Genomic DNA, 20,444 nt, shown 5'->3' on the forward strand with positions numbered 1-20,444 from the left:
ATGAATAAGTCACTTTCACAGCAAGATATTAGCAGGTATAATTTTACGTTGTGGAAATTATTGATCGGTGCCATTGCTCTTTTTGCCTTGTTCATCGTAATGATTGGTTACGAATTATTTGGACCATTACCTTCCTTCAGAGATATTGAGCATCCGAAAAGCAATCAGGCATCGGAAATTGTTACTGATGACGGCAGAATTCTAGGAACCTATTTTGTGCAAAATAGATCCAATGTCACTTACCCTGAAATATCGAAGAATGTACTTAATGCGCTAATTGCTACGGAAGATATTCGATTTAATGAGCATTCCGGAATCGATTTTAAAAGAACTTTCACCATTTTCTTTTACAATCTTGTCGGAAAAAAGCAGGGTGGTAGTACGATTACTCAACAGCTGGCATTTAACTTATTCTCGGACGAGGCACGTCAAAAGAATTTTTTCAAAAGAGTTCTTCAAAAATTTAAAGAATGGGTAATCGCTGTCAAACTGGAAAGAAATTACACCAAGGAGGAAATCATTGTGATGTACCTTAACACTGTAGATTTTGGAAACCAGGCTTTCGGCATAAAGTCTGCCGCACGGGTTTACTTTAATACTACTCCCGATAAATTAACCGTAGCACAATCTGCTACCCTCATTGGAATCTTAAAAGGAATAACCCGCTATTCACCAACTCGTAATCCAGATCGCGCGCTCGCCCGCAGAAACACCATTATGGGATTGATGGTAAAGGCCGAATTGCTAACGGAGCAAGAATTTCAAAACGAACAGGAGAAACCGTTGGGACTCATCTTTAGCGCTGCAACAGTTAACGACGGGATTGCGCCATATTTCAGGGCTGTTCTTAAAAATGATATTCGCAAGATATTTGAAGAACGTTCTATTACAAAGCCTGATGGGACACCTTATGATCTGGACCGAGATGGACTAAGAATAATCACCACTATCAATTACGACATGCAGGTATATGCTGAAGAAGCGCAGAAAGAGTATATGCGCACCCTGCAGATGTCGTTTATCAACAGTTGGAAAGGCCGAAACCCATTTAAGGGCAAAGAAATGCAAATTGAACAAGGTGTAAAGCGTTCTGATCGATACAAGGCATTGCAATTGGAAGGAAAATCCGATGAGGAAATCAAAGCTGATTTCAATACACCTACCAAACTTTCTATCTTCACATGGAAGGGGAATATAGATACCCTCATGAAGCCAATAGATTCTGTTAAATATTACAAAATGTTATTGCGCAATGCGATGATGGCTATGGATCCTCAAACTGGCTTTGTAAAGGCATGGGTGGGTGGTATTAATTACGAGCACTTCAAATATGACCAGGTGAAAATGGGAACCCGTCAAGTAGGCTCAACAGCAAAACCCTTCACTTATTCAGTGGCAGTAGAAAATGGATATTCACCATGCTTTACAGTTTTGAATGAACCAGTAACAATAGAAGTTCCTGGTAGTGAACCATGGACACCGCGCTCCTCTGGCACCGTGCCAGGTTATTTAACTTTACAAAAAGGACTGGCCCTGTCACAAAATTATATTGCAGCCTATTTAATGAAACAAGTTGGACCAACTGCAGTGGCTACTTTAGCAAAAAAGATGGGTATCACTACTGATGTGCCTGCATATCCTTCTATTGCGCTGGGCTCTTTTGATGCATCTGTATACGACATGGTCGGAGCATACAGCGTTTTCGCAAATAGGGGCGTATGGACAAAACCAACTTATATTTTAAGGATAGAAGATAAAAATGGGGTTGTACTACACTCGGAAAAACCTATCCCCGTTCCAGCGATGAATGAGGAAGTGGCTTACGTGATGACGAGGATGCTTCGTGGTGTAGTTACCAACGGAACGGGTTGGCGACTAGCAGGTAAATATGGTATAAGGACGCCAATTGGAGGAAAAACTGGTACAACACAAAATAATTCAGACGGTTGGTTTATGGGAATCAGTCCACAATTAGTGGCTGGAGTGTGGACGGGATGTGAAGATCGTGCATTTCACTTCACTAGTACCGCTCAGGGAGATGGTGCTACTACAGCACTTCCTATATTTGCAGGATTCATGAAAAGGGTATACGCAAACCCTAAGCTTAAAATTTCTAAGGCTGATTTCGAGCCACCAAAGAATGGAGTTTCCATTACTTTTGACTGTAATCAATATCAGCAACAGGAGCAAAAAACAGAACTGGACGAAAAACTTGGCTTCTAACGTTTAACGCAATTTTCTTTATGAGTGTTTTCGACTATAGAAAGGCCTTGGCCGATATTCCTCACAAACCTGGCGTATACCAGTATTGGGACATTGATGGGCTTTTGATATATATAGGTAAAGCTAAAGATTTGCGAAACCGGGTTGGATCTTATTTCAACAAGGACAACCAAATGAATGGGAAAACTAAGGTATTGGTTTCCCGTATCCGAAAAATAACCTTTACTATTGTTGATACTGAGATAGATGCCTGGTTACTGGAAAATAGTCTGATCAAAAAACATCAGCCTCGCTATAACATTATGTTGAAGGATGATAAGACCTATCCTTGGATAATCATCAAGAAGGAGCATTTTCCTCGCGTATTCTGGACCAGGAATATGGTCAAAGATGGCTCCACCTATTTTGGCCCATATGCATCAGTAGGGATGATGCATACCATTTTAGACCTTATCAAAGAAACCTACACTTTAAGAACTTGTAACCTACCGTTAAATAAGAAGAATATAGACGATGGCAAATTTAAAGTTTGCCTTGAGTATCAAATTGGCAACTGTAAAGGCCCCTGTCAAGATTATCAATCTGAACAGGATTATGACAACAACATTGAAGAGATAAAAGAAATTCTTAATGGTAAAATTGGTGTTGTCATTAAAGATGTAAAACAAGTCATCAAAACCGCAGTAGAGCAACTTAATTTCGAGTATGCACATCAATACCAAAGAAAGCTGCTGGTGCTTGAAAAGTATCAAAGTAAATCAACAGTTGTTAACAGCGCCATCACCAATATAGATGTAGTAAGTATTGCCTCTGACGAACGTTATGCATTTGTAAACTATTTAAAAGTAATGAATGGTAGCATTATTCAAACCCAAACTATAGAAATAAAAAAGCGCTTGGAAGAAAGTGATGAAGAATTGTTAACCATAGCCATTACTGAATTCAGAACCAAATTTCAAAGTACATCAAAAGAGATTATAGTCCCATTTGAGATCGAATTAGAGGATACCAACCTTAAATTTACGGTCCCTAAGCTCGGCGAAAAGAAAAAATTGCTCGAACTGAGTCAGAAAAACGTACTCTTCTTTAAAAAAGAAAAGTTGAACCAATATGAGCAGCTAAATCCAGATTTACGTACGGATCGCATTTTAGCGCAAATGCAAAAAGACCTCCGCCTAACACAGCTTCCTAAGCATATTGAATGTTTTGACAATTCTAACTTCCAGGGAAAATATCCGGTTTCAGCTATTGTCGTATTCAAAGATGCAAAACCTTCCAAAAAAGATTACAGACACTTTAATGTTAAAACCGTTGAAGGTCCTAATGATTTTGCTACGATGGAAGAAGCTGTTTACAGGCGATATAAGCGCATGTTAGAGGAAGAGACCACACTACCTCAACTTATCATCATTGATGGCGGTAAAGGACAACTATCGTCGGCGATGACCAGCCTTAAAAAGCTTGGTATTGAGAATAAAGTAACCGTGATTGGAATTGCAAAAAGATTGGAAGAATTATATTATCCTGGCGACTCCTACCCTCTCTACTTAGATAAAAAGTCAGAAACGCTAAAAGTGATCCAGCAGCTAAGAGATGAAGCACACAGGTTCGGAATTACATTTCACCGTAAAAAAAGAGATCAAGGCACATTGAAGACGGAACTTGAGGAAATACCTGGAATAGGCAAAACAACTGCAGATAAGCTTTTGAGGAAATTTAAATCAGTCAAAAAGATAAAAGAGGCTACCGAAGCAGAACTGACACCAATACTTACCAAGTCTCAATTAAAAACCCTGCTCACTTATTTTGAGAATACTAATGTGTAATCGTTCAAAGAATTCTTAGTATTCCCACAGGCTTTGCTCAAAATCAGCAAGGGATTTCTTGATGTTTTCAGACTCAATAAGTTTACGTGGATCTTTAGGATCCACCAGTCCAAGTATTTCGACAATATTCTTATTACCTGGATTAGTCTGCTTAACCACATAACTATTAAATAGCCGTCTCACAAAAAAATCATCAAAGGTAAGTGTTGACGCATCGTTCCCAGGATTCACCATTCTTTTTTTGCTCAATAACTCACGTGCATCAGTATAGTAAACCCAGAAAACAGGTTGCCAATTACCTTCCACCATTTTCATTGGTGCAATACCAACGATCCGCGGTTCAAAAATTGACCTTTTGGTATCCAGGATCCAGTCTTCTTTGATCCTGTATTTCATAAATTCTTCAGATCTTAATTTCTTTAGTGTAGGTTCGGCAATTTTTCCTGTTGTAGAGTCCGCGACTCCCTCAGATAAGCCTCTGGCATTGGCCAGGGCCTGTTGTGCCGTAAGTGCAATTTTAAAAGAATCATTATCTTCAAGGAGCTTTCCCGCAGTTGTATCTTTGTTGGAATAGACAGTCAACTCTTCATTAGCAATAGCCTCTAATAATACATCTATCAACTTTGCCCCTTCAGCACGTAGTACGGAATTAATCGTGTCACGAAGGTCTACTTCACGCCATATTCTTTTTGCGTAGAATACATCTTCTTCTCTAACATCTGCAAAGGGAACCATTACATTGCTATCAATATCAGCCCTTACAGTAAATCCATCTTTTGGAGGAGTTTTTATTTTTACTTTCTTAACAGAATCTGTACGAACAGGACTTACTGGATTTTGGGCGAATGCACAAAGTCCGAAGAGTAAAAACACGACAATACCTACAACATTTTTCATAATCTATTTTGCTAAAAATGTAATTCCATCCAAAACTTTTTGTCTACCATCAGGACCCTCACAAACTATATCTTTAAATATAACAGTCGCATTTGGCTTCAATGAATTTAATGCTCCTTTAATTTGTGAACTAAACCCAGCACCGCTATTTTGAAGAGTTACCGCATCAGACCTTGGATTGATAAAGGTTACGGAGAAACGGATTACTTTAAACTTTACATCAAAGACAAAATCTTCCAGCTGTGTGTCCATTACACCGGCACTTTCTATAAACTCTAACGGAACATTACCACCAGATTTTCCTTTAATATAAGGCTTTGGTGTAGGCAACGCTTTAACCCTGAACTGCTGAGAACCTAAATTCATCGTTTTTCCCCCTGCACTGGAATTCACATTAATGCTTAATGTCTTCCCAACTTGATTACCGCCCACGTTTACCATATACTTACCATTGCTACCTGATATTGATCCGCCCTCCATGGTCGCATTAATGCTTTCTAAAGGGAAGCCAGCTGCAGATACAGAGAAAGGGTTTGGTATACCAGCATAAATTACATTCATTTTATCAGGCGACACAGTGGCAGACGGCTTCGCAACCTGATAAGTTTGAACTGGTGTAAGGTATTCCTTTACTTGACCATCAGTTTGTACTACTTTCACAGAACCTCTCCAGGTAAATACCCCAACACTTCCAGTACCACCAGTGTAAGTTCCCTTTCCTTCTTTTACAGATAGTCTGTTTCCACCTACAGAGATTTGTGGAACAGATCTGGAATCGCTCGCAGTTAAAAATACCTGCGCGGTATAAGGTTGCCCTTGAATTACGTAGGAACTCGGCGCCACCGCTACAGCCGCAAACTGGTCTAAATTCACCAATGACTTATCCATATTTCCAAAAAGCTTTTTGACGATCTCTGCTTCCGCATTCTTCACATCCGACTGGATTTTGCTCAATATCGTATTTGCAGCAGTCAACGGCGTACCTTCACCAAAGTTTACGTCTTCCCACTTTTTACTTCCATTAACACTTTTTTGCGAATCTTTTGCTTCAAGCGTAAAAGTCACATTAGCACGATCCTTTTCATCAAGTAAGTTAATCAGACTACTCCTGGTTTCATTAATCTTTGCCTTCAGCTTCTCACCTTCCTTTTGGTTAATCATAATACCTTGGGCAATATCCATGTTATCGCGGCGTTTTAAATCACCTGTTTCCTCATCGATACCGTCGCCAGCAGCTGCAAATTGATCCTTAAGTTTCTGAACATAATTATTTAGGTCATCGGCAAAAGCCTTAGCTTTATTTGCCTTTTCCCAGATTGGCTGTGCCCGTGCAGGCTCGTCCTTTAACTTAGTATTTTGGAAAGATGTGAATAACTGCTCTATACTAGTATTAACATTAGTCTTGGAACTCACCAAACTATCGTTAATATTCTTAAAAGCATTCAATATTGTATCTGATACATTTAAGGCAAGCATAGCTAGCAATACCAAATACATGATATTGATCATCTTCTGCCTCGTTGTCTCTTTTCCTCCGGCCATTTAATAGGTCTCCTTTGTTAGTTAATAATTGATTACCAATTATACACGTGGCTGGTTCATAGCCGAAAGCATATTGCCATAAATGGCGTTTAGTGAAGCCAAATTCTTGGCAAGCTTACCTACTTCGTCCTTAAACTGTTTAGAATCCTCCATAGATTCATTGAAGTTACTCATGGTAAGCGATAAATTTTGATAGAATTTATTCATTGATTTCAAGTGAGCACTTGAGTCTTGCAATTCCAATTCGTAAACTGCATTCAACGCAGAAAGATTTTTAGCCAGTGCATTTACTTGATCGTGGTATGCTGTAGCACCTACATTACTCTCGCCCATTTCTGAAAGCTGCGCTGTTGCTTTTGCAAAAGCATTATTTAGATTATCAAAGCTTGCAGAAGCACCTTTAACTTTCCCGGCAAACTCTGAAGTAGCTGCTGAGGCATCTGCGACAGCAGAAATGGTGGCAACCTTATCTCCAAAAGTACGTAAGCCAGTCCCAAGGCTCTCTATCAATTCCGGACCGATCTTCGCGTCTGTCAACATTTTATCTAACGCTGCAGTAGAAGAAAAGCCAGATGCAACTGCCACAGGTCTGGCTGAGGCTTTAGGCAACTCGCCCGTAAAATCATTACTAAGTTCAGGATATACCCTTTCCCATGGTAACTCTTGTTCTGGCTGTCTCAATCCTGTCAAAAAGAACAAGAAGGCCTCTACGCCCAGGCCAATACCGATAGCATAATTACCGAGCGCTCCACCAATGTGTAATATTTTAAATAATGCTCCTAAAATAACAATACTGGCACCCCAGGATATCGCTACGTGTAACCAATCAAATTTTTTTGTTGCTGCCATACCAGAATAAAATAAGGATAGATGTTATATGTTTTTCTTTAGTTTTTATAAGTAATATCAGTTCCAGGGTATGATGAAACACATCTGAAACCTATATAAGACCGGGCTTGGTCCTGGTACTCGTAAGTACCCACTGCATTTTGAAGGAAGAATCCTATGTCTTTCCATGATCCACCTCTAACGACTTTACGTTTCATGTATTTGCTGTCAGTTGTTTTAGCAACATACGTAAAATTTGGGTTAAAGTCGAGCAGCATTGGAGCGGCCGACTGATTATAAGCGGTTATGGTCCACTCTGCTACATTACCTGCCATATTATACAAGCCGTAGTCATTTGGAAAATAAGATTTTACGTTAACGGTATATAAACCTCCATCATCAGAGTAATTACCACGACCAACTTTGAAGTTAGCTTGCATACACCCTTTTGTATTGCGAACATACGGCCCACCCCATGGATATTTTGTTTTTACATTTCCTCCCCTGGCAGCATACTCAAATTGCGCATCACTTGGCAAAGAATATTCTGGGCGGGAGTTTAAAGGCTGCTTTCTGGCCACTGCAACAGATTCATAGAACCTGGTTCGCCATACACAGAAAGCAGAAGCTTGTTCCCAACTTACACCTACCACAGGATAATCATCATAAGAAGGATGATTAAAATATGTTTTAACCATTGGGTCATTTTGAGAATAAGAATAATCAATCTTCCAAACCAATGTATCAGGATAAACCGCTACAGATGGATGGTGATTTGGATTGTTCGGATCAGGCAAATCGGTATAGGTAACAATAAAATCTTGTCTCTTCTTGGAAGGATCCTTTCTGCCTTCCGCAGCAAGATCAGAGTTGACATAACTATAAGCATACCTCAACCGCCTTACGTCGATCTCATTTCTTCCTGGTATCGCATCAGCACCACTATAATACATATCAGTTAACTTCGACCCAAAACCTGAATTTTTATTACTCCAGAGCTGACTCCCGTTACCTACTTTTTTCCAATCTATGTTTCTTTGCGCTCCTGTAGCAGTAGCTGCAGCATCTCCCGTTTTTGGTTGTTTGAAGTAAGCCGCTGCGGTTGTTGGACCTAATGTAGTGACAGCTATAGAATCCCTTACCCAGTTAACAAATTGCCTGTACTCCGCATTAGAGATTTCAGTTTGATCCATAAAGAATGCACTAAACGAAGTCATTGAGCTCGGAGCAGTTTGATTGCTGTTAATGTCCTCGTCTGAAATTCCAATAAGCGTTCTCCCAGGTGGAATGTAAACCATACCAAGGGGAATTCTATTGTTCCGGAATTTCTTATTGTATACCCCAACAAGTTCACCTTGTCCGCCACCTTTACAACTAGCAAAAAGCATAGCAATCATTAAAAAACCAAATATGTTAAAGTTTCTCATAGTATTCTGTCAGGCAATTTAACAACAATTTTATCGAAAATGATTGATAATAGCAATTATTAGGAACAAAAATGTGTATTCGAACAAAATGAACACCGATGCCCTTAGCTTCCAGTTACTTATTTGATTTCTTAATGTAATTTTCAAGTGCCATGATCATTGACGGGGCTTCCGGCGATGGCGCAGCAATATCAACGATCAGATCCGCATCTTTTACTGCCTTGTGGGTATTCAATCCAAAAGCTGCAATCCTTGTATTATTCTGCTTAAAATCAGGGAAGTTAGTAAAGAGCGACTGGATACTCGACGGACTAAAAAAAGCGATTACATCATAAAATACTTCCGCTAGGTCAGATAAGTCTGAAACCACAGTTTTGAACAAAACTGCTGGCGTAAAATTATATCCATTTTTCTGCAAAAAATTCATGGTATCTTCTGTTGCAACATCAGAACATGGATACAAAAACTTCTCTCCTGCATGCTTTTTCAAGACTTCAGCAAGATCTGCGGCTGTCTGCTTCCCAAAGAATATTTTCCTTTTCCTGTATTGAATATATTTTTGCAAATAAAGGGCGGTGGATTCCGAAATACAGAAATACTTAAGATCTGCTGGCACATCGTATCTCATTTCCTCACAAATTCTGAAAAAATGATCGACCGCATTTCTGCTGGTAAAAACTACAGCGGTAAATTCGCTTAAATTAACCTTCCCTTTCCTAAAATCCCTGGCAGGAACACCCTCCACATGGATGAAGGATCTGAAATCTATTTTTAAATTGTATTTTTTTGCCAAATCAAAATAAGGAGATTTCTCCGTTTCCGGCTTTGGCAACGTAACCAAAATACTCTTTACCTTACGCGTCCTATCTTCTAGCATTTCTTGCATTTTACAAATTACAGCGTTATAATCCTATTGCCTTGATTAAAATTAATATAGGGCAAATTTCGAGGGCACAAAAGTACAAAAACAAATAGACTTTTGAAAATCTGTTATTTGACAAAATATTCACCCCGGCTCTTATCAATTGAAATGCAAATATAGTACCCAAAACGACGTAAGACAGCACAATAAAAAATGGCGCATACTTAATAGGCGATAAAGCGAAAGCAATAACCAGTGGAATAAACATTAAAGAAAGGTTAAAGTAACTCAAATATAATATGGTAACATACTCATTAACCGGTTTTTGAACATTAAAAAGATGACCAATCATCCTCAAAACCCCAATCTTAAAAATATAAAGTACTATAATCAAAACAGAAATTGTCAGATAAAATTGTATGCCAGTTCCAGGAAATGCGATGTGGTAATACTGGGATATTAGGTAAAAGAACATTCCAACAGTAAAGCCAAACTGTATAAATAAAAGTAAAAATGGCCAGGAGGTGAATAAGTTATCCTCCTTATTCAGATTATTGAGCACGCGGTTGCTAAAAAAAGATTGTATAATGGTTTGCAACTGCCTCCCAAATGAAACTTTCAGTATACCAAATAAAACGAGTAATACAGATACAACTAGCAAAACCCATATCTGTCCCTTGGCCATCGGTTTGCCAAAACGGTACTTACTTTTTTCAACAGCAGCAAAATCTTTATACCTGTTAATCAAATTAGACTTTCCGTACACATTTGCCTTTATGATACTGTCCATGATCATATGCTTGTTTAGCAGAGAATCTGGAAATAGCCAGGTATGCTTCATAATCGAGTCCGTCACAAAATCACGTCTCGCATTGTAAATGGAATCCTTTATTTGTTTTTGCCGGTAAGTCACCTTAGGCTTAACCGTATCAGAAGCCAGAACAACCGTCTGCGCATTGGTATTCCCCAATAGCATCAATATAAATAATCCGGTCAAAAAAAAGGCGGCCCTGAAGTTCATTGCTGCAAAACTAGCTAAAAACTTTTATTAGTTTTACCGCTATGAAAAAGTGGTTCAAGTCCAACAGCCAGCATTTCCTGATCATTGCAATTTTCTTTGCTTTATGTTTTGCTTATTTCAGTCCGGCAATTGGAGGGAAGCTGCTTTATCAAAGCGACGTCATGGAAGCCAAGGCCATGTCAAAGGAGATCATGGATGTAAAGGCTGCTACTGGCAAAGCACCTTTATGGACAAACTCAATGTATGGCGGCATGCCCGCCTTTCAAATCTGGGCACAATATCCCGGGAACATCACAACATATGTTATCTCCTTTTTGAAAACCGTTTTCCCAGATCCCATAGACATTATCCTTTGCTTCTTATTGGGCTCCTATTTTCTATTGTCAGTATTAAGAATGAAGCCCTGGCTGGCCGCAGCAGGAGCTATCGCCTTTGCGTTTAGTTCCTATAATTTTATTTATATTCTGGCTGGGCATAGCAACCATGCCATGGCCATGGCTTTTTTTGCACCCATTTTAGCCGCTATTCTTCTCACCCTGAGAAGTGGCAAACACCTCATTAGCGGAAGCTTGCTTACTGCATTTTTTCTGGCACTGGAAATCAGGACCAACCACATACAGATGACGTACTATTTGTTTATCGTTCTGCTCATCTTTGTCCTAATAGAATTATACCACGCAATCAGCACCAAACAAACAAAACCGTTTCTTACTGCTCTTTCCTGTATTGCCCTGGCAACCTTACTCGCTGTAGCGATCAATGCAGGCTCGCTTTGGTCTACATGGCAGTATGGACAGGAAACCATTCGCGGCAAATCAAACTTAACCAATAAGAGCAAGGAATCAAATACCGGGTTAGACAGGGCGTATGCTTACCAATACAGCCAGGGTGTAGGTGAAATCTCCACTTTCCTGATCCCAAACAGTTATGGGGGCGCTTCTTCCGACAGGTTTCCTGAAGGTACCTCAGCAGTCGAAAACGGTTTAGTAGCCAATGGCATTCCACAAGATCAAGTTCCTAAGATTATGGATTACCTTACGCAGGAAGGTATTTATCGTCCATATTGGGGCGCTAAACCCAGCACAGTGGGTTCATGGTATTTTGGTGCTATTGTCATGTTTCTTTTCATACTGGGTTTATTCATAGTAAACAACCGTTTTAAATGGTGGATTGTGAGTACCTCTTTCCTATTCATATTCCTTTCTTTTGGTAAAAACTTTCCACTGGTATCAGACTTGTTCTTTGACCATTTCCCGATGTATAACAAGTTTAGATCTGTAGATTTTGCGCTGGCTATTCCAGCTTTTTTAATTCCAATTCTTGCTTTCCTGGCGCTTCAGGAACTTGTTGAACAAAAGGATAAACGCAAAGACCTTATTAAAAAACTGTTGTTATCGTTCTACATTACCGGTGGAGCATTGGTGGTTTTCCTCCTTTTACCATCACTCCTGCTCAGTTTTAAGATACCTGAACATGAAAACATCATTGCCGGCCTCACAAAAGCATTCGGTGGCAATCAAACACTGGCACAAGCCATTGGTGATGGATTGGTAGCAGACAGAATAGCTCTTGCAAGAACGGACGCCCTGCGTTCGCTTTTTTTCGTGCTAATCGGGTTTTTAAGTCTATGGTTTCTGCTTAAATCCAAATTAAAATCACAAACTGTTTTTATCATTATCGGGCTGGCAACGTTGGTTGATATGTGGGGAGTAGACCGTCGATATCTCAATAACGATAACTTTTATGAAAAGTCTCAATTAGAACAAAGCTTCCAGCCCAGTGTTGCAGATCAGCAAATCATGGCAGATCCGACATTGGATTACCGGGTATTAGATCTTACGAAACAAAGCCCATTCTTTGATGCCGCGCCATCCTATTTTCATAAATCAGTTGGTGGGAGACATTCAGCCCGACTGCAACGTTATGATGAATTAATGAGTAATCAGTTTAATGGCGAGATAAACGAGCACGTATTAGACATGCTTAATACCAAGTATTTTATCGTAGCTGATAGTGTATCGCCCGTACCAAAAGTAGTGCAACGTACTACTGCGCTTGGCAATGCCTGGTTTATCAATACAATTAAGTATGTGAAAGGGGCTGACCAAGAAATGGAAAGCATCACTTCATTTGACCCTAAAAGAGTTGCAATTGTAGACCAAAGCTTCGCAAAACTAGTCGGTAACGAAATCTCCCATTTCGACACAACTGCAACAATCAAGATGCAGAGTTACCATCCAGACAAGCTAGTTTACAAATATAATAGTACTAAAACTGCAATTGCAGTGTTTTCAGAGATCTGGTATGATAAGGGCTGGAATGCATATCTCGACGGCAAAAAGACTTCATATTTTAGAGCTAACTATATTCTTCGTGCGATGAAGCTACCCGCAGGAAACCATGAACTTGAATTTAGATTTGAACCTGCATCTTATCTGGTGGGTGATAAGATCTCATTAGTTGCTTCTTTGATGCTCATCCTTGCCGGGGCTTTCGCAATTTACAAACGCAATAAAGCGTAGAATACCCTAAAATATCAAATCTTGGGCAAAAAAAAAGCCTGCGTAAAGCAGGCTCTTGTGTTTCCCAAAACACAGTCATTTATTTACTGTTTTTCTTTTCAGTAACTTCTGTGCGTATATCCTGCGCAAGTGTTTTAAGGTCCTGCATTGCTTTTCTTACGCGGGTACCAGCAGCGCCGTTACCACCATCATAAAATTTTTGTACGTCAGCTTCTACAGACGATACCAGCTCTTTTAATGTTGTGAATTTGTCCATTATTTAATTTAATAAAATGATTAGCCTGTAAATACCGCATTTCCAGGGATGACTTGTAAACATATAAACTTTTTTTCAACTGAAAAAATTGCGGTAGAAATGAGTACTGTTAAGTAGAAGAAATTTAGATGAGTCTGGGAGAAAAGCAAAAGAAATGGTAAAGCTAAGCTAATGAGTCCGTGATAACACCGTAATAATTCCGAGATGAGTCTATAAAAATCATAAATAACACGTACTAATAACGTAATTAATATTTAGTTTTCACTTAGTTATTAACTTGTCATAAATACGTATATTAGACTTCAAAATAATGTTTATGGCAAGGTATGATGGTAAATTTATCAGGGGTGTAGTTGGAAAGGGTATTTTTAGGGAGCTTAACGGTCAGCAAATTATTCAAGGTAAGACGGAAAAACCTGAAATCAATAGAACCGAGGCTACCAGAAAGGCAGCATCGATTTTTGGTGTGGCCAGTAATTTCAGCAGTTACATTAGAGACAATTTTGATGCTGTGATTCGCAGTCGTTATGACACACACATGTGTTCTCGCCTCAGCACTGAGGTACTGCAATGTTTCCGATCGGCAATTATTCCAAAAAGTAATTTATTCGACTTTACACCTACATCTTTCAACAGGCTTATCGGATTTGAATTTCAATTGAAATCTCCGTTAAAAGATATATTTTTCGCGCAACCGCTAGTCCATATTCATAATGCTAAAATGCTGGTTACAATTCCGGAAATGAATCTCAACGAGGACATGAAGTTCCCAGCCAGGGCAAAGAAATGTAAAATCGTTCTTGGCTGTACCTTGTATGATCTTAACAATGGCTATTTTAACGATACCGAATACAATGTTATCGAGATCAATAACGGTAACGAAAACCCGATAACTCCAGCTTCTTCTACCATGTTTAGCCTGCACCCAGGCTGTTACAGTGTGCTCAGCATATCAGTTCAGTTTATTGAAAGTACGTTTATTGGTGATAATTTCATTAATAATAAAGACTTTAACCCGGTGGCCATTCTAAGCTCACATATTGTAGATGGTAAAGCCGACAAAAGTGTAACTGAACTATGGCAGCAGATGGATTTCAAAAACTCACAAGGACTGGAGCTTCCATCGCCGGCCATAACTACTTGACAAGGCCGCCATTATTCTATTTTTGAATTATTGAAACAATAGCCGACTTGTAAAATATAGGCGAGCGAGTATTATTGCCCTTAAGGTACGTTATTTAGTTTTAACTTTGCCGGATGTCTGGCATCTATATTCACATTCCATTTTGTAAAAAAGCTTGTACTTATTGTGATTTTCACTTCAGTACTTCTTTAAAGTATGTGGATGAAATGACAGAGGCGATCTGCGCTGAGATCAGCAAGAAAAAAGACAGAATTACGGATCAAGTAGGCACAATTTATTTTGGAGGAGGCACACCGTCAGTATTGCCTGCCAAACATTTTGAAAAAATTTTTAATACTATTATCAAGAATTTTTCTGTAGTAGCTGATGCGGAAATTACAATTGAGGCCAATCCTGATGACCTAAGCTCCTCAAAGATTTCTGAATACAGGCAATTGCCGGTTAACCGTTTCAGCATAGGTGTCCAATCTTTTTTTGAGGAAGACCTGATCTGGATGAACAGGGCGCACAATGCTATAGAAGCAGAAACATGTATTAAGAGAAGTCAGGATGCCGGCTTTGATAACCTGAGCATTGACCTAATTTATGGCTACCCATTGCTTACCGACACCAAATGGCTGCAAAACATAGATAAAGCATTAGTGCTGGAAACCCCGCACATCTCGGCCTATTCCCTAACTGTTGAGCCTCGTACTGCCTTAGCAAGCGCAATTAAGAGAGGGAAAGATAAGCCTTTAAATGATGAGCAAAGTGCTGCACAGTTTATTACCTTAATTGACAAATTGAAGCTGGCCAATTTCGAGCATTATGAGATTTCCAACTTTAGTAAGCCCGGAAGATATGCTGTACATAATACCAATTATTGGCGGGGAGTTCCTTACTTGGGTATAGGACCTTCTGCCCACGGGTTTGACGGTCATATCAGGTACCTTAATGTAGCCAATAATGCTACCTATCTAGGCAGCATGATTAACGGAAAAATTCCGGAGAGCATCGAAGAACTGGACATTTACGATAGGTTTAATGAATACATGATGACTTCCCTTCGCACAATGTGGGGTAGTAGTTTAAACAAGATCGAAACTGAATTTGGTAAATTTTTCCTCGCAGACACCCTTAAAACAGCTAAAACTTTCGTAGAGCGGAATTGGCTATCTATTCATTCCGGTTACTTGCAATTAACTGACGATGGTAAACTTTTTGCAGATTATATTGCATCCGAATTTTTCCTCTCCATGGAAGACCATAGATAAATAGCTATACAATGAACAATAATGTGATCTGGATAACAGGGGCTTCTTCTGGAATTGGCGAAGCACTGGTAAATGCATACAGTAAAGAAGGTGCAAAACTAATCATTTCCTCACGTAATAGGGAAGAACTGTACAGGGTGAAAATGGCAGCGAAAAACATGATGAATATTCATGTTCTCCCATTGGATCTTGCTGATACCGCATCGCTTTCCCAGAAAGCCGAGGATGCAATACGCATATTCGGACATATCGACCTTTTAATTAATAGCGGAGGCATTAGTCAGCGTGCGCTGGCACTTGATACACAACTAGAAACCGAACAGCATATCATGAACATAAACTTCTGGGGAACGGTAATTTTGAGTAAAGCGGTCCTTCCGCTAATGATTAGAAATGGTGGTGGACAAATCGTATGTATAAGCAGTTTGACAGGTAAATTCGGCACCAGGCTACGTTCTGCTTACGCTGCGTCCAAACACGCGCTGCACGGATATTTCGACTCCTTGCGTTCGGAAGTATTTGACAAAAATATAGTGATCACAATCATATGTCCGGGTTTTATTAAAACTAACGTCTCCATCAATGCAGTAACCGGAAACGGTTCCCCCCAGGGAACTATGGATGGTGGACAAGAAAATGGCATGTCAGCCGAAGAATGCGCAGGAAAAATAATCGCTGCAGTTAAGGCTAAGAAAGAAGAAGTTTACATCGGCGGAAAAGAAGTTAAAGGGGTTTGGCTTAAACGCTTTTTCCCCCTGAAGTTTTCCAAATTTATGAGGACAGCTAAAGTAACACGTTAATCAAGAACTTAGGTCATTACCCCAATCTGTTTACCAGTCCACTCTGGGAACAGTATTTTATCGTTGTGAATGCCTAAATGCTTATCTGCAACTTCACTGAATACGCTTCTAAAATCTGTAGTCACCGCCAGATCTCTTCCATCCTCAAGATTCTCTACTGACAGTGGATTTACCAATCCATGAACTAAGCCACCTTTAACACCTCCGCCAAGAATAAAATTGCAGGATGCGCGTCCATGATCAGTTCCCCCTGTACCATTTTGCTTAACAGTACGCCCAAATTCAGTCATCGTCATCACTGTCACGTCATCTTGTAAAGTGCCCATATCTGTCCAGAAAGCCATCATACCTTCACTCAGATCATTTACGTTCCGGGCAAATATTCCGGTCTCTTTACCCTGGTTAAAATGGGTGTCCCAACCACCAGATTCAGTAAATGCAACCTCCATTCCAACATCCATCTTTATAAGCTGCGCAATTTGCTTTAATGAATTGCCTAGTGCTGTATTGGGATATTTTGCATTATTTTCCGGTTTATAGTTTTTGACATCAGTTTTCTGCAACATCTTAATGGCGTCGAAACTCTCTTTTCCCGTTTCTTTCAACAAACTTGAAGTGGTTTGGTCATATAAATCTTCAAAGCTCTTAGCAGTACTGTTTACCAATCCAGCACTGCCCTTCATTTGCAGGTTAAAGTCCTGCAAATTGTTAATAGCTACCGCAGCATTGTTTCCATAAAAAGATCTGGGTAAAGACGAGGTAAGGCTAACGGCCTGAAATGGCGTTGCAGCCTCGTGACCTAACAAACCTACTGCCCTGTTTAGCCAGCCGCTATCAGTTCCTTTCTTAAAAGGCGTACCAGACTCCATGTAATCTTGCGCATCAAAATGTGACCTCGTATTATTTGGAGATCCAATACCATGTACAATGGCCATTCGCTTATCCCTAAAAACTGATTCAAAGGCGGCCATTGATGGGTGCAGCCCAAATTTACCGTCTAAATCTATGAGTGGCTTATCGGATGACCCTTGTGCTGCCGACATAAATAACGTGGGTCTTGCCGCTTTCAGGTATTCATCTGTAAATGGGGTAACAGCCATTAAGCCGTCCATGGCTCCACGCTGAAAGATGCATACCATTACTTTCCGTCTTTTAAAAAGGCCTGGCGATTTAGTGCCGGCAACAGCATCGGCTAGGAAGCCTGGTATGCCTCCTAGTCCGATGCCAAACAAGGCCAATCCGCCTCCTTTTATAAATCCTCTTCTTGAAGTCATGATCAATTTCTTTTAAGTCCTATTTTCGTTGAAATTCTGGAGAGCCGATAATCACACCCACAACCTGGGCCAGCATATTGTTATTCGCAACCGGCGAAGAAACAGCCGTTGGTTTTTTGACAGGTTCACTTACACTTTCCATCATATTTGTTTCTCCTGGTATGGCTTTTTGCATCGCAGGTTGAGGTGCAGGTACTTTTTCAGCCGCCTTCGCTATTTTTGCTGTTAATTCTGGATCATTCAACATTGGCTTTAAACGTTCTAATGTTTTTGTGAGGTCTCTTTCTGGCATCACCAGTTTACTATAAGTAGACAATGCGGCTTCAGCACTCTCAGGTTCATGGTTATTGTTTAACGCAAGTAAGTTGATCTTCACACCCGGGATTCGTTGAGAAGCCAATGCCAATCCAAAATTCATACGATTTAGCAATGCGCCAGTATTTATCCAGTATTGTCCGCGATCCGGGAAACCTGTTGGAGCCTGGTAATAGTACATCTTTTGCCCCATTCTATTGATCCAGTTATAAAGCTGATAGGGTTGCGTGATTTGTGCATCAAGTCCCCTTACAGCGCTGATTACCAATTCAAATGGAGACTTAGTTTTTTCGCGTAGTGAGGAAGCCGACCAAAATTCCGGCGACGACACCATAGCAATCATTACTTGTTTAATATCTCCATCAGTTGATAAAAAGGTTTTGGTCATTTTATCTACCAACTTCGGATCGGGCTGATCGTTAACAAACCTGATGGCGAGCTTTCTGGCAATAAACTTGGCTGTTGAAGGATGGTGGGCCAACATATTTAGTAAATCTACTCCCTCCTGATAGCCACCACCCGCCGCAAACTTTTTGCCTAGAACTATTTTTTCCTGATTGTCATGACGGGTAGGTACGAACAGGAAATCGCCGTCTTTGACAAAGCCCTTCTTCTCCAGGTTTTCTTCACCTATTTTTTCAATTACTTTCTTATATGCAGCACCATAGCTACCGTCATCGCCCAATGGCGCCACTGTCCAACCTGTTAACACTCTTGCAGCTTGGGTCACATCATTTTGCGTATAACCTCCATCGACACCCAGGGTATGCAATTCCATGACTTCTCTTGCGTAGTTTTCATTTAAACCGCCAGCGGATTTTTTATTTTGCTGTACTTTTTTCAGCTTATCAATCATAGCTGTATCCAACGGTGGCAGTTTCTTGTTATTCATTCTTCTGCGTAACAAATTTGCACGTAGTTTTGCTCCCGGTTCGGTATTGGAATTTGCAATTTGCATCCCCCCCATATCTGATGCAGCAACAGGTTGACCTGCACTTGTAAAATTATCTAGATAAATGAGCATTGCAGGTGATTTCGCCGTTGCCATTAATAAAGTACTAAATTTACCAGTTACGTTTGGGCGGATTATGTCACGCTCAAATGCTGGCACATACGCAGCACATTGATTTTTAGTGAGGGATACGTTAAAATGATTGAACCAGAAATCTGTTAGTAATTCTTGTAACTGATTATTGGTATATGTAGCACGCAGCATTTTCTGATTGATAAACTGCCTAAGTAAATCCTGTTCTTGTCCGTACCCTTTTAAATCTCGGTAATCCTGAAGCTGCTTTCTATAAGCCTTTTGATCACCTTTGTTTACTGAATCTTTGTTGATCACACCCTCTTTAATGGCCATCCTCAACACCTTGGGCGCTCGGGGATACTTATCTTCAACTTCGCCGTTCGTTAAATTAATATCTGCGTATGGTTTCAGCATACTTTCCAGTTCCTGATCTGGTTGTCCACCATCCAGTTGCTTTTGAAACCATTTTTCTAATCCCTCTTTAACTACTTCGTCTACATCTCCTGATTTAGCACCGTAGGTAAAGCGACTGAGTAAATGAGCGGCCGCCTGACGTTCAGTTAGTCCTGCTTGCTTGTAAGGAAACCCTGATTTAAGCACCATCATCTCCTTATTTTGAAATGCAGAAAACAAAATGGTTAAACTGAGAACAATTAAAAACGAACTGATAACCCTAATTGGTGCTTTCATAGAGATTTACTTTTTAAGTTGTTATGGGTATGACAATAAAAATTTTAAAAAGATTAAAATAAATGTAGCGTTAATGAAAAATCCTTCGTTTCTACTAAAACAACAAATAATTGATCATGAGAATATTGGTATTTCTTACAGCAGCAATGCTGCTTTTTACTTCAGCAACATGTAAGAAACAAGGCAATGAAAACAGTTTTAAGGCTCGATTGGTTGGAAAATGGCAATTTACAGGTAGAACAGGTGGATTTGCCGGTATGACAACGTCAGCTAACCCAGCCGCTATTAGTGTTATTGAATTCAAGGTCGACGGCAAATACGTAAAGTACATTAACGGTGAACCCGACAGACAAGGTACTTATGACGTTATCAAGATAAAAAGCATTTACACTGGTTTGGATGATAATGCGGTTAGATTAGATCCATCAAATGATACCGGAAAAACTGGAATGATCGCTACTATAAGTAATGAAACAATGATGCTAGCAGATAATTATAATGACGGATATACTTCTAGTTATGTGCGGGTTAAATGAT

General features: G+C 39.8%; 16 protein-coding genes. 7 read left to right on the forward strand and 9 right to left on the reverse strand.

Translation table 11 applies throughout. The annotated features are described in order from the left end of the window. Positions 1 to 2,223: a transglycosylase domain-containing protein gene (locus ACXZ1K_RS01450; protein WP_458971601.1), complete on the forward strand. Its 2,223-nt coding sequence runs from the start codon at positions 1 to 3 to the stop codon at positions 2,221 to 2,223. Positions 2,224 to 2,243: 20 nt separating this feature from the next. Next, positions 2,244 to 4,049, forward strand: coding sequence for an excinuclease ABC subunit UvrC (gene uvrC, locus ACXZ1K_RS01455; RefSeq protein ID WP_458971602.1), 1,806 nt, complete (start codon positions 2,244 to 2,246; stop codon positions 4,047 to 4,049). 15 nt (positions 4,050 to 4,064) lie between these two features. Here the strand turns inward: uvrC and porN are convergent, their stop codons facing one another. The 6 genes from porN to ACXZ1K_RS01485 form a co-directional block, all read right to left on the reverse strand. After that, on the reverse strand, positions 4,065 to 4,946 hold the full coding sequence (porN, locus tag ACXZ1K_RS01460) for a type IX secretion system ring subunit PorN/GldN (RefSeq protein WP_458971603.1): 882 nt from the start codon (positions 4,944 to 4,946) through the stop codon (positions 4,065 to 4,067). A gap of 3 nt (positions 4,947 to 4,949) precedes the next feature. Continuing rightward, the gene (gene porM / locus ACXZ1K_RS01465; RefSeq protein ID WP_458971604.1) at positions 4,950 to 6,488 is read right to left on the reverse strand and encodes a type IX secretion system motor protein PorM/GldM; all 1,539 of its coding nucleotides are present in this window, start codon (positions 6,486 to 6,488) and stop codon (positions 4,950 to 4,952) included. 39 nt (positions 6,489 to 6,527) lie between these two features. Beyond that, positions 6,528 to 7,337, reverse strand: a complete 810-nt coding sequence (gene porL / locus ACXZ1K_RS01470; RefSeq protein WP_458971605.1) for a type IX secretion system motor protein PorL/GldL — start codon at positions 7,335 to 7,337, stop codon at positions 6,528 to 6,530. Positions 7,338 to 7,375: 38 nt separating this feature from the next. Next, positions 7,376 to 8,743 carry a T9SS ring complex lipoprotein PorK/GldK gene (gene porK, locus ACXZ1K_RS01475; RefSeq protein WP_458971606.1) on the reverse strand — a complete coding sequence of 456 codons (1,368 nt, stop codon included), beginning with the start codon at positions 8,741 to 8,743 and terminating at the stop codon, positions 7,376 to 7,378. A gap of 115 nt (positions 8,744 to 8,858) precedes the next feature. Then, positions 8,859 to 9,629 carry a uroporphyrinogen-III synthase gene (locus tag ACXZ1K_RS01480; protein WP_458971607.1) on the reverse strand — a complete coding sequence of 257 codons (771 nt, stop codon included), beginning with the start codon at positions 9,627 to 9,629 and terminating at the stop codon, positions 8,859 to 8,861. Between the two features lie 16 nt (positions 9,630 to 9,645). Then, positions 9,646 to 10,626, reverse strand: a complete 981-nt coding sequence (locus ACXZ1K_RS01485; RefSeq protein WP_458971608.1) for a DUF4271 domain-containing protein — start codon at positions 10,624 to 10,626, stop codon at positions 9,646 to 9,648. Between the two features lie 41 nt (positions 10,627 to 10,667). Between ACXZ1K_RS01485 and ACXZ1K_RS01490 the strand changes: the two genes are divergently transcribed. After that, the gene (locus tag ACXZ1K_RS01490) at positions 10,668 to 13,148 is read left to right on the forward strand and encodes a YfhO family protein (RefSeq protein WP_458971609.1); all 2,481 of its coding nucleotides are present in this window, start codon (positions 10,668 to 10,670) and stop codon (positions 13,146 to 13,148) included. 79 nt (positions 13,149 to 13,227) lie between these two features. Here the strand turns inward: ACXZ1K_RS01490 and ACXZ1K_RS01495 are convergent, their stop codons facing one another. Next, positions 13,228 to 13,404, reverse strand: coding sequence for a histone H1 (locus tag ACXZ1K_RS01495; RefSeq protein ID WP_458971610.1), 177 nt, complete (start codon positions 13,402 to 13,404; stop codon positions 13,228 to 13,230). Between the two features lie 316 nt (positions 13,405 to 13,720). On the opposite strand from ACXZ1K_RS01495, the gene ACXZ1K_RS01500 reads away from it, so the two are divergent. The 3 genes from ACXZ1K_RS01500 (at position 13,721) to ACXZ1K_RS01510 (ending at position 16,601) form a co-directional block, all read left to right on the forward strand. Then, a complete protein-coding gene (locus ACXZ1K_RS01500; protein ID WP_458971611.1) occupies positions 13,721 to 14,548 on the forward strand; it encodes a hypothetical protein in 828 nt (275 codons plus the stop codon). A gap of 113 nt (positions 14,549 to 14,661) precedes the next feature. Beyond that, complete coding sequence (gene hemW / locus ACXZ1K_RS01505) at positions 14,662 to 15,801, forward strand: radical SAM family heme chaperone HemW (protein ID WP_458971612.1); 1,140 nt, start codon at positions 14,662 to 14,664, stop codon at positions 15,799 to 15,801. 11 nt (positions 15,802 to 15,812) lie between these two features. Continuing rightward, positions 15,813 to 16,601 carry an SDR family oxidoreductase gene (locus tag ACXZ1K_RS01510; protein ID WP_458971613.1) on the forward strand — a complete coding sequence of 263 codons (789 nt, stop codon included), beginning with the start codon at positions 15,813 to 15,815 and terminating at the stop codon, positions 16,599 to 16,601. An 8-nt stretch (positions 16,602 to 16,609) separates the two neighbouring features. On the opposite strand, the gene ACXZ1K_RS01515 is transcribed toward ACXZ1K_RS01510, so the two are convergent. Together ACXZ1K_RS01515 and ACXZ1K_RS01520 are read right to left on the reverse strand one after the other, a co-directional pair. After that, the gene (locus ACXZ1K_RS01515; RefSeq protein ID WP_458971614.1) at positions 16,610 to 17,875 is read right to left on the reverse strand and encodes a DUF1501 domain-containing protein; all 1,266 of its coding nucleotides are present in this window, start codon (positions 17,873 to 17,875) and stop codon (positions 16,610 to 16,612) included. Between the two features lie 19 nt (positions 17,876 to 17,894). After that, positions 17,895 to 19,907 carry a DUF1800 domain-containing protein gene (locus tag ACXZ1K_RS01520; protein ID WP_458971615.1) on the reverse strand — a complete coding sequence of 671 codons (2,013 nt, stop codon included), beginning with the start codon at positions 19,905 to 19,907 and terminating at the stop codon, positions 17,895 to 17,897. Between the two features lie 116 nt (positions 19,908 to 20,023). Here ACXZ1K_RS01520 and ACXZ1K_RS01525 point away from each other — a divergent pair, with 116 nt between their 5' ends. Beyond that, a complete protein-coding gene (locus tag ACXZ1K_RS01525; protein WP_458971616.1) occupies positions 20,024 to 20,443 on the forward strand; it encodes a hypothetical protein in 420 nt (139 codons plus the stop codon). Position 20,444: the final 1 nt, after the last annotated feature.

Source organism: Pedobacter jaeyakensis, assembly GCF_054461315.1.